We start from the raw sequence: 13,133 nt of genomic DNA on the forward strand, positions 1-13,133 counted from the left end.
CATTCTTATCATTGGGGTTTGAGTGAGCCCTCACACCCTGTAGTAGGGTTCGGTCGCGCAGAAGTGGCTCCTCTTCACAAAAATCTTTCGAAGTCTTTCAGACTTCTCCAGCTTTTTGCTCCAGAGGTCCACTTCTACCGCGCTCCCTCACACCCTGTTTTAGTCGGGGTCGCAGTTGCAGACTTGAACTGACTTCACCCAATCGGAAGGATCGGCTAAAGCCGCTCTTTTCCGTTTGGGTTCCAGTCATTCAAGTCTGAACGCAACTGCTCACACCCTGTTTAGTCGGGCTCGCAAAGGCAAAAAGGGAGTGACTTCAGCAAAAGAGAACGACCGGCTATTGCCGCTCTTATCTTTTTTGCCTCCAATCATCCCTTTTTAACCGCCTTTGCTTACACCCTGTTTTAGTCGTCTTCTTCTACGATTTTAGCTTCTTTTTCGTTGATAACTTCTGGTTCTGCTTCAACGACTTCTTCGTCAACTTCTGCTTCTTCAGTTGGAACAGCGATGGAAACGATGACTTCTTCTGGTTCAGTGATGATTTCAGCGTTTTCGATGCCTTCGAAGGTCAAGTCGCCAACGGTAATGTTTTCACCGATGTCTAAGCCTTCAACGTCAGCTACGATGTATTCTGGTGCGGTAGCTGGGTCGATTTTAACGGTTACTTCGAAGAAGTTCAAGGCTGCTACGCCGTCTGGGTTAGCCAGTTTATCTTCGTTTTCGATGTAAACTGGGATATCCATTTCAAGTTTTTCACCCTTCTTGATAGCTTGAAGGTTGACGTTATAGATGATTGGTTTCAAGGCTGCGCGTGAGATATCACGTAGGAAGACAGTGCGTGAGCCTTCGCCTTCAACTTCAAGTTCGAACACAGAGTTGATCCCGAGTTCACGTTCGATTAATTCCACGTCAGCACGGTCCATGCTGATGTTGATTGGTTCTAAGTCGCTAGCATAAACAACGCCTGGTACTAAGTCTTCTTGACGTAATTTCTTAGATGCGTTTGTCCCTGCAGCTTCACGTTTCTTTGCTACAAATTTCATGTATTTACCTCCTGAAATCGATTCGTTTACCTAAAAATAGATACTTTTTAATCTTATCATAAGCAATAGACTATTTTCAAGTCTTCAAATCATAATCCGATGTATCCTCATTATAGCATAATTTTGCAAGAATACAGTTGCAAATGTCTATAAAATTCAATTATGATATAACTATTAGAATCAAGCTAAATAAATTAAAAAGGAGACCCAGCATGTACTATCAATCTACCCGCAATCCTAAGCAAGTTGTCAGTGCTTCCCAAGCCATTCTCCAGGGGCTCGCACCAGACGGCGGCCTCTACGTTCCCCAATCCTTCCCGCAATTCGATCTCAATTGGGACCAGCTCAAGGACTACTCCTACCAAGAGATGGCCGAGTTCATCCTTAGTCCCTTCTTGGATGACTACAGTCCGGAGGCTCTCCGCGCTTGTATCGACGCTGCCTACGACGACAAATTCGATGATCCAAAAATCGCACCCCTAGCCAAAGTTGGCGACCGCTATCACTTGGAACTCTTCCATGGCGCGACCATCGCCTTCAAAGACATGGCCCTATCCATCCTGCCCCACCTGATGACCCAGGCGGCGGCAATCAACCACAACGATAAGGAAATTATTATCCTGACCGCAACTTCTGGGGACACCGGAAAAGCTGCCATGGCGGGTTTCGCAGACGTGCCTTCGACTAAGATTGCTGTCTTCTATCCAGAGGGTGGCGTAAGCGACATCCAAGAAAAGCAGATGCTCACCCAAAAAGGCGCCAACACCTATGTCTACGCCGTTAAGGGAAACTTCGACGATGCCCAGACCCAGGTCAAGGCCCTCTTCAACGACCCTGACCTCCGCCAAAAACTTGCTGACCAAGGGGCCCAGTTTTCTTCAGCCAACTCCATGAATATCGGCCGACTCCTGCCCCAAGTCGTCTACTACTTCTATGCCTATGCGCAATTAGTTAAGGCAGGCGCCATCACCGCCGGAGAAAAAATCGACTTCACCGTCCCCACCGGCAACTTCGGCAATATCCTAGCTGCCTACTACGGCCAACGCTGCGGCCTGCCTGTCAACCACTTGCTCTGTGCCTCTAATGACAACAAGGTCCTCTATGACTTCTTCCAGACCGGGACCTACAACCGCAAACGGGACTTCAAGCTCACCATCTCCCCCTCCATGGACATCCTGGTTTCTTCCAACTTCGAGCGTATGCTCTACCATGCCCTGGGTGACAATAGCGACCACTTGACCGCCCTCATGGCCCAGCTCGACCAGGACGGCCTCTACCAAGTCACCGCAGAAGAATTCCAAGCCTTCCAAGGCATCAGTGGGGAATTTGCTAGCGAAGACGAAACTAAGGACGAAATCAAGCAAGTCTTCGAAGCAAACGACTATCTCATGGACCCCCATACCGCCGTGGCCTCACGGAGCTATCGCAAGTACCTGGACCAAGTAGAAGGCGCCAAAGCCGGTGTCATCGTATCCACCGCCAGTCCCTATAAGTTCCCAGCCACCGTCCTCCAAGCAATTGGTCAAGACGCCGACCAAGCCTCGATCAGCGAACGTTTGGCCAAGCTGCGCGAGCTGAGCGGGGTGCCTTACCCCCAAGCCATCGAAGAACTCGAAGCCGCTGACATCCGCGACAAAATAATTCTGTCCATCGACCAGATGGAAGCAGAAGTGCTGAAGATTGTGAAGGATTAGAACTATACCCTCAAAAAAATGGCCCCAAAATAGTGCCTCGAGCCTATTTGGGGCATTTTTATTGGAAAGGTGAAATTTACCTGGCCAATGATTCTGACCAGGAGCCAGGAAGCCACAATCGCCAGCCTGGACTGGGGATTGCCTGGAGCCAAGCCACAGAGAAGAGCCTCAATTGTGGCTTACTAACTTTCTATCCACAAGCAGGATGGTCAAGTGAGGATTGGGAAGATTTTACACACAATTGGGACCTTCTAGTGTGGCATGGCAAGACCCTACACACAATTGGGACCTTCTAGTGTGGCTTGGACAGGCTCAACACAGATTAGAATCTTCACCTGCGGCTTGGCAAGCCCCAACACAAGCAGAAGCTCGAATTAAAGCTTAGCTAAGCAAATTCAACAGCGCAAGGCAGAACTACATTGTCACAGTCTGCAAAGTTACCCTCACAACACATTTTTTTACTTTTAATAAATCATTTAAGGGCTCAGCTTGCAATTTACTAATGAGCAGGAGTGGAGCTTGAAAGTGATCGTTAGCCGTGAACGAGCAAGCGAAGCGAATTACGTATCGTAGGCGCAGCCGTACGAGACGTTTGAGTCTCGCTAGGTGAGAGACCTTGGCTCGAACCGGTGCTATGCTTTAGCCGTTGGAGCTTTAGCGACTTACGGATAAAGTACAAGACGGCTTCAGCCGTGTTGATCCCCAGAATATTTAACGATCAAACTCAAAACGGAACGCATGCCCCTAGCACAGTCCCCATCCAACAAGCTACTCCCCTCCAATCTTTTGTCTAAAGACCGGGAATATATTATACTTAAAGCAATGATAATAAAGGAGCGAATCCACCATGAGCAAAAAAATTTGGCGACATTTTCATAAAAAGACCTTGGCCGAGCGCTGGCAGGTCTTAGAAGAAGCAGGCATCCTAGCTGCTGAGACCTGCCAAAGTCTGGCCGAGGGAGAAGGGATGTCCCTGGAGATGGCCGACCAGATGATTGAAAATGTCATCACGACCTACCAGATTCCCATGGGCCTGAGCTTGAACTTGAAAGTTAACGACAAGGCCTATATCGTGCCCATGGTGACCGAGGAACCTAGCGTGGTGGCGGCCAGTAACTTCGCCGGACAAATTGTGAGTGTCGGCTCTGGCTTCCAAGCGGAGGTTATTTCGCGCTTAATGACGGGCCAGGTCTGCCTGACAGGGCCCGATGATCCCAACACCCAGAAGGCCTTCGCTGACTGGGTAAGTAAGCACCAAGAAACGATCCTAGAATGGGCGCGCACTGCCTATCCAGCTATCCTCAAGTACGGCGGCGGCCCACGTGCTGTCCGGTCTGCCTACTATAGCTATCAGGAGCGGGGCTTCTACCTCATCTACCTGGATGTCGATACACAGGAAGCTATGGGGGCTAATATGATGAATACTATGTTGGAAGCCGTCAAGGAACAAAGCTGCCTGGCCCTCAACCAGGCCTTGGCTGAAGATGACAAGCCTCTCTTCGATCCTCTCATGGCCATCCTCTCCAACCACGCCGACCAGTGTTTGGTGCGCGTCCAATGCGACATTCCCGCCCGCAAGCTCAGCCGGCCTGGACTAGCTGGAAGCCTGGTGGCCCAGCGGATTGCCTATGCTAGCGACCTGGCCCAGGTGGACGCTTACCGGGCAGCCACCCACAACAAGGGCATCATGAACGGCATCGATGCGGTCGTTCTCGCCACGGGCAATGATTGGCGAGCGATCGAAGCCGGCGCCCATTCCTACGCCGTTAAGGACGGCGCCTACCGCGGCCTGGCTATTTGGACCTATGATGAAAATAATGAAAGACTCAAGGGCGAACTCTGCCTGCCCCTAGCTGTGGGGACCGTGGGCGGGTCTATCGGCATCCATCCCCAAGCCAAGCTGAGCCAGGACTTGCTCGGTCACTTGCCCGCCCAAGAACTCATGCAGGTCATCGCCGCCATTGGCCTAGCCCAGAACTTAGCCGCCTTGCGCGCCCTAGTTTCTGAAGGCATCCAGTCCGGTCACATGGCCCTCCACGCCCGGTCCGTCGCCATCCAAGTCGGAGCTGAAGGCGAAGAAGTCGCCCAGCTCGCCAAGGCCCTCGCCGAAAGCACCAACATCAACCAAGAAACCGCCCGCGACCTCCTCGCCGACCTCCGCCAAAATAAGACGGATGAATAAAATCAAAGACAAAAGCCCTCTGCCAAGTTTTCCCCGGCAGAGGGCTTTTAATAGTTATTGTTTTTACCGCTTCGCATAATGCCGTTGGTGGTCGGCGATACCTTGGACATAGTAGGTCTCGCTCGGATGTTCAGCTGTCAGGGTCAGCTCGCTGCCATCAGTCGGTAAGACATCGTTAAAGAGCGCTTCATAGCGGTCTACCGAGATCTCCTCGCGTTGGTCTAAGAAGGCTTCGTGGGCCGCCTTATCCTGGCCAGCTTGGAAGTCATCCGCTAAGATCAGGCTAAAGAACTCACCTACCGAACCCGATCCGTAGCTGTACATACCGATCCGGTCCCCCGCTTTGAGGCCCTCTGCCTGGTCCAATAGGCTGATCAAGCTGAGGTAGAGGGAACCTGTGTAAACATTCCCGATCCGCCGGCTGTACTGCTCGCTAGCTTCAAAATAGGTCCGCAGACTATCCTTCTTCTCATCGCTAGCTCCTTTCATCAAGCGGCGGAGGCCCTTGAGCCCCATCTTAGTATAAGGCAGGTGGAAGCAGACCGCTTCGAAATCATCCAAGGTCAGGCCTGTCTCTGCCTGGTACTTGTCCCAGACCTGTTCGAGAACATGGGTGTACTGGCGGAGGGACAACTTGCCGTCCACCATGGCCTTATCTGTATAATTAGGCCGCCAGAAGTCCATCACATCTTCCGTCATGAAGGCAGAGTCTGGGTCGACAAGGGCGAGGCGGGGATTGGCTGCGAGGAGGATAGCCACTGCCCCTGCCCCCTGGGTTGCTTCGCCAGAGGTTTCCAAGCCATAACGGGCAATATCGGAAGCCACGACGAGGACTTTTCGCTCAGGGTGAGTGCGCACATAGTCTAGCCCCAGGTGGAGGGCAGCGGTCGCGCTATAGCAGGCCTCCTTGAGCTCCACCGACCGGGCGAAGGGCTGGATGCCGAGCAGGTGGTGGATGTAGACAGCGGAAGACTTGGACTGGTCAATTCCGCTCTCCGTCCCCACGAGCACCATATCGATGGCCGCCTTGTCCTCCTCCGTCAAGAAGTCAGCCGCATTGGCTCCCATAGTCACGATATCTTGCGTAATTGGCGGCACAGCCATTTGGTCCTGGCCGATTCCTTCATTAAACTTCTTAGGATCCACCCCGCGCGCTTGGGCTAAGTTCGCCATATCGACAAAATAACCCGGCGCATAAAAATCCATCTTATCAATACCCACTGCTAAATTCTGCATACTATCTTCTCCCATACTTGATTAATTTAAAAGCCTGGGAAAACTCCCAGAGATCGTCATATAGTCAATTGTTATTTTATCATCTTTATCGGCAAATATGTACCAATCTTATTTAAGAACTGGTAAAGAAGAGGCATCTAAGAAAACTTGGTCAGGTCTAAAGCACTGGAGCGTCAATGACTGACGGATAAAGTACAAAAGGGGATAAGCCATGATTGATCCTCTAAGCATTCAAGGCCCAAATTCAACAGCGCAAGGCATGCGCATTAGCACCATTTAGTGAAGAAGCAAAAAAAGAGGCTGGGACAAAAGTTCCGGCCTCTTTTTAAAAAGCGAATATTTTTCAAAAACGTGTTCCAAAAGTCAGGCCTGACATCCACTTCACGAACTATGTCCAATCGTTTTACAACGATTTCCCATAGTTCGTTCCAGTGGTTCAGGCCTGATCGACTTTTGTCACACTCTCTTCTTATTAGCATTAGTGAATCAAAAAATTAATGCCTTGTAGATAAAAGATATTTAACCATCTATATTGTGAGTGGAATTGGAGCTTTGAAGCTGATCCTTAGCCATTTCAGGATCTAAGGGCAGGGCCAAACTGCGCTTAGGAGTCCTGAGAGCAGATACAAATCGCCAATGTGCACTCGAGAGCTCCGAAAGCAGATAGCAGCTCACCAATTTGCGCTCGAAAAGTTTGAGAACAAATAGCAGCCGCCAATTTGCGCTCGCGAGTCTTAAGAGCAAATAGCAGTTCACCGCACATTTCCCTGCTCACCGACTCCATAATCAGCAAAGAAAAATCAGCTTGGCATCCACTCATGAGCAGCAAGGCATGGTTGCGACCACTATTTTACAATTAATGCAGGACCTTATCCAAGAAGCTCTTAGTCCGTTCATTTTCAGGCTGGCTGAAGAGTTTCTCTGGGACATCCTCTTCAACAATATAGCCTCCATCCATGAAGACAACCCGGTCCGACACCTCGCGAGCAAAGCCCATTTCGTGGGTCACGATCACCATGGTCATCCCCTCTTCGGCCAGGTCCTTCATCACTTCCAGCACGTCCCCAACCATTTCTGGGTCCAAGGCGGAAGTCGGTTCATCGAAGAGCATCAAGTCTGGGCTCATAGCCAAGGCGCGCGCGATCGCCACCCGCTGCTGTTGGCCCCCAGAGAGCGAGTTAGGATAGGCATCAGCCTTGTCCTTTAAGCCCACCGTTTCTAAGAGTTCTAAGGCTTTTTGGTCCGCCTCAGCCTGGCTCAGTTTATTCAATTCCACCGGTGCCAGAGCAATATTCTCTTGAACCGTTAAGTGTGGGAAAAGGTTAAACTGTTGGAAGACCATGCCCACATTTTCCCGGGCCTTGTTAATGTCGATAGAAGGATCGGAAATATTGACCCCGTCGACCATCACTTCCCCAGCGTCAATATCTTCTAAGCGATTCAGACAACGCAGCATGGTCGATTTCCCAGAACCTGAAGGGCCAATCACACAAACCACTTCCCCTTCAGCTACCTTAAAGTTAATGTCCTTCAAAACCTCATTATCGCCAAAGCTCTTCTTCAGCCCTTTTACGATGACTTTATCCATAATGTTCATCCTTTCGCTTTCTCATCATTCTCTTAATTAAAGTAGTCCTATTATAACAAATATATAGCAAACTGACAGCTATTCTTGGCATTTTCCAGTAAAAAATAAGGGTGTGAGACTTGGCGTTTGGACTCGAATGATTGGAGCAATTAAGAATAAGAGCGAAGCATTCGCTCGTTTCTTAATTATGAAATTGCTCCGAGTTTGCCAAGTCGAACCCGACTACAGGCTGTGAGGGCTAGCGCTTAGCTTTCCTTCATTGGCATAAAGGACAAAGTAGCATTAAAAAATATTTCTATATTTATTTATATCATGATAAAATAAATAATAAAGAAAGCGTTTTCTTTTAACTTAATAAAGTATCTGCAGGCCCGTATAAAGTGTATCGATTTCATTGAGGGTGGTCAGTCATGAGAATTTTGCTTATTTTAACTAGTCTATTTATCATCCAATTTTTATTAAACAAGCTAGCTTTACACCTATCATTCGGATCAAACACTAAGAATTCGCAACAAATTAAATATTGTTCCCGCTTCTATATGATTTGGCTTCTTAGTTTGATTCTATTTATCATCATTGATCAATATCTTTTGCCAATAGCTCTTTTTGGATGGATAATTCCTAAATATCTAAAAAGCATTTCCTTTGATTTGGAAGATCTATATGTGTTCATCACGGTCTATATCATTACTTTTGTTCCTCAGTATGTTTTCATCAAACAGATTATAAGAAATACATTTCTCTTAAATCATACCCATCAATTCTTAACGATAATCATAAGCAGTATTTCTATTATTATCTTGTTATTGATACCATATTTTATCATTGTTCCTCTGTTAGCAATTGCCTTATATGGCGTTGCTTAATGCTCCTTAACTGCAGTGCGCTTGTTAGAACCTGTTAGAGGACATCTAAAAGACCAGCCGCCCAGCTGGTCTTCTTTCTTTATTTTCTTTATTATGTAACGCCTAATAGCGAGATACGGCCTTGATTGGCATTGGATCACCTTAACCTTTCCGCTGAAATTTATTGAAAAGCAAGAACAATCCAGTCACTCCTTCCTGCACATAAGAAAAAACTAGCCCAGCATAAACTGGACTAGTTGGATTTGACAATATAAGATTTTTGGGCATAAAGAATGGCCGGAATGAGTCACACTTACTAGGCTTTGCTTTGGCTTAGTCATTCGTAAGTGTCCTCCCTTCTGTCATTCTTCAGCTACTTCTATTGTAGCGAATGCTATGAAATTTGCAAGTTATTTGCCAATTTCTACGGTTTTTTCTTCGTCGTAGAAGAAGTTTACCGCATTGTTGTAGCAGACATTGGTAATGAGTTTCTCTAAGAGAGCGTCATTGTTAGGGATTTCACCGCGTTCTACTAGATCGCCGATGTAATCGCAGAAGAGACGACGGAAGTATTCGTGGCGGGTATAAGAAGTGAAGCTCCGAGAGTCGGTTAACATGCCGACGAAGTTCATCAAGAGGCCAGCTTCAGCGTAGGACTTGAATTGTTTCAACATCCCGTATTTGGTGTCGTTGAACCACCAGCCAGAACCTAATTGACAACGGCTCTTCTGACCATCTTCGTTGCCTTGGAAGTTAGCCAAGGTTGTTGCAACCAGGTCGAAGTAGGTTGGGTTCAATGGGTAGATGATAGTCTTAGGCAATTCGTCGGTCTTGTCCGCAGCGTCTAAGAGACGGTTGAGGGCTTCTGCCACATTGCCTTGGTCGTTGATTGAGTCCAAACCAGAGTCGAAGCCAGTTTTTTCAAACATACGCGTGGAGTTGTCGCGGATGGCACCGAAGTGGATTTGGAATACAAAGTCTTCGCGTTTGTAGATCTTCATCAATTCAACTAAGAGCGCGCTTTGGAATTTAGCGTATTCCAATTCTGTTAAAGCTTGGCCCTTAGCTGCTTTTTGGAAGATTTCTTCGACTTCTTCTTCGGTTGAGTCAGCATAAGCCAAGACTTTCAAGCCGTGGTCAGACACGTGAGAGCCGTGTTCACCGAAGAATTTGATCCGGTCTTCCAAGGATTCCATTAATTTAGCGAAGGAATCGATGTGGATGCCGTTCGCTTCTTCCATCTTAGCTAAGAAGTCAACGAAGGCTTGTTCGCCAGCTTTGAAGGCCCCATCTGGACGGAAGCCAGGTACTACGTCAACGTCAAAGGAATCATCTTCCGCAATTTGTTTGTGGTATTCCAAGCTGTCGAATGGGTTGTCCGTCGTACAGATGAAGGTCACGTTAGAATTCTTGATCAATTGACGCGCGGTTAATTTTTCATCGCGTAATTTCGTATTAACCTTGTCATAGATTTCTTTCCAGTTATCTTCTGATAAGATTTCATCGATGCCGAAGTAACGTTTTAATTCCAATGCATTCCAGTGGAAGAGTGGGTTCCCGATCGTATTTGGAACGGTTTCTGCCCAAGCTTTGAACTTGTCTTCAGCTGGTGCGTCCCCAGTGATTAAATCTTCAGGATAGCCCATAGCACGTAAACCACGCCACTTGTAGTGGTCCCCACCTAAGAAGAGTTCAGTAGCGTTTTCGAATTCATGGTCTTCCGCAATTTCCTGTGGGCTCAGGTGGCAGTGGAAGTCGTAGATTGGCATATCTTCTGCGAAGTCGTGGTAAAGGTGCTTGGCAGTTTCACTCTGTAACATAAAGTCGTCATTAATAAATGGCATAAATGGATTGCCCCTTTCTAATTCATTAGCGTTGGACGTCGAAGTTGCTTCCCCGATACATGAGGGATTCGACATCCTTGAGGTTAACGATGGCCATGTCGCCTGGAATGGTATGTTTCAAGGCAAAGGTCGCATTGGCGAACTGGATGGCCTCAGCGTCAGTGTACTTGTCCGTATTCAAGGCGTAGATCAAGCCGGCTGCAAAAGCATCCCCGCCCCCGATCCGGTCGATGATATCCACATCAAAGACATTGGATGGGTAAAGTTCATGGTCCTTGGCATCGTAGAGATAGGACTGGAGGATATTGCGGCTGGCATTGATAACCTTGCGCTTGGTCAAAGCGATCTTCTCCAACTTGTAGTGGGAAGCAATCTGCTCGAGAATCGGCGCAATAGTATTGAAGTCATAAGGCAGCTTGATGTCGCGGTTGTCCTTGTAGTCATTGCCATCCACATCGGGCAGGAAGAGCGGTTCAATCCCAATTAAGAGATCCGCATAAGGTGCCAGTTCAGCCATGGCATGACGGGCTTCTTCAAAGCCCCAAAGACTGGCCCGGTAGTTCAAGTCCAAGCTGACCTTCATCCCCCGGCGTTTGGCTTCAATCATGCACTGCTTGCTGAGCTCAAAGAGTTCAGGTGACAGGGCGGCTGTAATGCCAGAGGTGTGGAACCAGTTGGCATCTTCAAAGATTAAATCAAAGTCATAGTCTTCCACCTTGGACTCCACAAAAGAAGAGTATTGGCGGTCATAGACGATCTTCGAAGGCCGGATGGAGTGCCCCTTCTCCGCAAAATAGATCCCTAAACGGGGGCCTTGGTGAAGAATGTAGCCGGTGTGTACCCCATTCTTACGCATAAATTCAACAGCTGCGTCACCAATTTCATTAGCAGGCACAGCTGAGATAAAGCTGGCCCACATGCCGAGACGGGCGATAGTGGCCGCAATATTTGCTTCTGAGCCACCGAATGTCGCTTCAAAGTTTTGGGCTTGTGAGAAACGCTCACTGCTCTCAGTCGTTAGCCGAAGCAGGAGCTCTCCCAGAGTTACAACTTTTTTGAGCATTATTTATCAGCCAAGATTGCAGCTAGGCGGTCCGCAAATTCCTTAGCGGTTGCTTTAACGCCTTCTGCCCCTTCTGCTTTGTAGTTTTTGGTAAGTGCTGAGCCCACACCAACTGCCCAAGCACCCTTGTCGATCCATTCTTCCATGTTGTCGATGTTTACGCCACCGGAAGGCATTAATTCAACTTGTGGAAGTGGACCATGGATATCTTTGATGAAGCCAGAACCAAGTACGCCACCTGGGAAGACTTTGACAATTTCGCAGCCTAAAGTTAAAGCTTCTTGGATTTCAGTCGCTGACCCACAACCTGGTAGATAAGGTACTGTGTAGAGGTTACAGATCTTAGCCACTTCAGGGTTCCAAGCTGGGGATACGATAAATTCTGCCCCGTTTAAGATCGCAATGCGAGCTGTCACTGGGTCAAGAACGGTACCAGCCCCAACGACCATGTCCGTGCCCTTGAATTCTTCAGCCAAGCGAGCCATCACGCGTTCAGCCCCTGGAGTGGAGAAGGTCACTTCAATGTTCTTCACGCCGCCTTCATAGCAGGCTTTAGAGGTAATGTAGCCATCTTCTTCGCTTTCCCCACGGATAACAGCGAAAAGATAGTTTTCTTTCATTTGTACAATTGTTTCAGCTTTTTTAGCCATAAGTGCATATCCTCCTAATTATTTGTCGTGTTTAGCTAGGTTGTCTTCGAATTCTTTGATCTTGCTTTCTTGGTATTGACCGGCATAGTCATCGTTCAGGAATTTGTCCAAGCCAGTGCTTTCGAGACCAGCCCAGCTTTCTTCTTCTTGACCGAAGACAATTGGGTAGAAGAGGACACCGTTGTCGGTTGCTGCCTTCAAGTCGCCAGGTGCGTCCCCAACCATCAAGATCTTGTGCTTGTCATAGCCGTGTTCTAAGAGGTTGGCAATAGCATCTTTCTTAGAGCCTGCTTCTTGGCCGTAAACCACGTCCACATAGTCCATTAAACCGTGGCGGGTCCATTCAGAATTGAGGGCTTCTGAGTTAGCCGATGATACGATAGCAAGGTCTGCCTTTTGGCTAATAGCAGCAAGGCCGTCCTTAGCGCCTGGGAAAGGCTTGTCATTGCCAGCTAATTCTTCTTCAATCCCCTTGTTCACCCGTTGTGACCAAGAAAGGGCACGTTTGAGGGACTCATCATCTTGGTCTTTCAAGGTATCTTCTAGGGAACCGTTAGATAAGGATGAAGTCGTTTCAGTCCATTCCGCTAAGGCATCAATATTAATGATGTCCTCGCCAGCTTCTTTAGCATTGTTCAAGCAGATCACTAAAGCCTTGAAGCGGTTAATCCCACGTGTTGATGAGAACAAGTTAACCCGGTTCCAGTCTTCTTGGAATTGGTCTTTATTTTGAATATTAAATTCATCAGCCGCTAATGGCCCAAAATATTCAAAGTGCTTCACATTCATGGTGTCCATTGCACAACCATCAGAGTCCACACATACCAAGTAATCTCTTTGTTTTTCAAATTGTTCAGGTAAATTCGCCAAGATAATTCCTCCTTAAATTGTTTTTATATCTTTTAGTGGTTTCTCATTATTATTTTAGGTAATTTATGATTTCATAGGATGCTATGCTTTCAGTTAGCTATTTACTTATGAGCAGGAA

At 47.8% G+C, this 13,133-nt stretch carries 9 protein-coding genes; 2 read left to right on the forward strand and 7 right to left on the reverse strand.

What is annotated here, in order from left to right; all coding sequences use genetic code 11:
* Window positions 1-404: 404 nt before the first annotated feature.
* Window positions 405-1,043, reverse strand: coding sequence for a 50S ribosomal protein L25 (locus tag AWM72_RS02175; RefSeq protein WP_067972500.1), 639 nt, complete (start codon window positions 1,041-1,043; stop codon window positions 405-407).
* 212 nt (window positions 1,044-1,255) lie between these two features.
* Here AWM72_RS02175 and thrC point away from each other — a divergent pair, with 212 nt between their 5' ends.
* Both thrC and AWM72_RS02190 read left to right on the forward strand, forming a co-directional pair.
* Window positions 1,256-2,737 carry a threonine synthase gene (gene thrC, locus AWM72_RS02180; protein ID WP_067972503.1) on the forward strand — a complete coding sequence of 494 codons (1,482 nt, stop codon included), beginning with the start codon at window positions 1,256-1,258 and terminating at the stop codon, window positions 2,735-2,737.
* Between the two features lie 847 nt (window positions 2,738-3,584).
* A complete protein-coding gene (locus tag AWM72_RS02190; RefSeq protein WP_067972509.1) occupies window positions 3,585-4,919 on the forward strand; it encodes a hydroxymethylglutaryl-CoA reductase, degradative in 1,335 nt (444 codons plus the stop codon).
* Between the two features lie 63 nt (window positions 4,920-4,982).
* Here AWM72_RS02190 and AWM72_RS02195 read toward each other — a convergent pair whose 3' ends face one another.
* The 6 genes from AWM72_RS02195 to AWM72_RS02225 form a co-directional block, all read right to left on the reverse strand.
* A complete protein-coding gene (locus AWM72_RS02195; RefSeq protein WP_067972512.1) occupies window positions 4,983-6,155 on the reverse strand; it encodes a hydroxymethylglutaryl-CoA synthase in 1,173 nt (390 codons plus the stop codon).
* 856 nt (window positions 6,156-7,011) lie between these two features.
* A complete protein-coding gene (locus AWM72_RS02200; RefSeq protein ID WP_269465296.1) occupies window positions 7,012-7,746 on the reverse strand; it encodes an amino acid ABC transporter ATP-binding protein in 735 nt (244 codons plus the stop codon).
* 1,252 nt (window positions 7,747-8,998) lie between these two features.
* Window positions 8,999-10,432, reverse strand: a complete 1,434-nt coding sequence (gene uxaC, locus AWM72_RS02210) for a glucuronate isomerase (RefSeq protein WP_067972521.1) — start codon at window positions 10,430-10,432, stop codon at window positions 8,999-9,001.
* A 25-nt stretch (window positions 10,433-10,457) separates the two neighbouring features.
* Window positions 10,458-11,495, reverse strand: coding sequence for a sugar kinase (locus tag AWM72_RS02215; RefSeq protein ID WP_067972524.1), 1,038 nt, complete (start codon window positions 11,493-11,495; stop codon window positions 10,458-10,460).
* Window positions 11,495-12,145, reverse strand: coding sequence for a bifunctional 2-keto-4-hydroxyglutarate aldolase/2-keto-3-deoxy-6-phosphogluconate aldolase (locus AWM72_RS02220; protein ID WP_067972527.1), 651 nt, complete (start codon window positions 12,143-12,145; stop codon window positions 11,495-11,497). Before AWM72_RS02220 ends, AWM72_RS02215 begins: the two co-directional genes overlap by 1 nt.
* 18 nt (window positions 12,146-12,163) lie before the next feature.
* Window positions 12,164-13,015, reverse strand: a complete 852-nt coding sequence (locus tag AWM72_RS02225) for an HAD family hydrolase (protein ID WP_067972530.1) — start codon at window positions 13,013-13,015, stop codon at window positions 12,164-12,166.
* Between the last annotated feature and the right edge of the window lie 118 nt (window positions 13,016-13,133).

The sequence above is a fragment of the Aerococcus sanguinicola genome, assembly GCF_001543145.1.
Taxonomy (GTDB): domain Bacteria; phylum Bacillota; class Bacilli; order Lactobacillales; family Aerococcaceae; genus Aerococcus; species Aerococcus sanguinicola.

Bases quoted from the DNA above. Each gene is read 5' to 3' on its own strand.
- AWM72_RS02175 (WP_067972500.1), bottom strand. From the start codon at position 1,043: ATGAAATTTGTAGCAAAGAAACGTGAAGCTGCAGGGACAAACGCATCT.
- thrC (WP_067972503.1), top strand. From the start codon at position 1,256: ATGTACTATCAATCTACCCGCAATCCTAAGCAAGTTGTCAGTGCTTCC.
- AWM72_RS02190 (WP_067972509.1), top strand. From the start codon at position 3,585: ATGAGCAAAAAAATTTGGCGACATTTTCATAAAAAGACCTTGGCCGAG.
- AWM72_RS02195 (WP_067972512.1), bottom strand. From the start codon at position 6,155: ATGCAGAATTTAGCAGTGGGTATTGATAAGATGGATTTTTATGCGCCG.
- uxaC (WP_067972521.1), bottom strand. From the start codon at position 10,432: ATGCCATTTATTAATGACGACTTTATGTTACAGAGTGAAACTGCCAAG.
- AWM72_RS02215 (WP_067972524.1), bottom strand. From the start codon at position 11,495: ATGCTCAAAAAAGTTGTAACTCTGGGAGAGCTCCTGCTTCGGCTAACG.
- AWM72_RS02220 (WP_067972527.1), bottom strand. From the start codon at position 12,145: ATGGCTAAAAAAGCTGAAACAATTGTACAAATGAAAGAAAACTATCTT.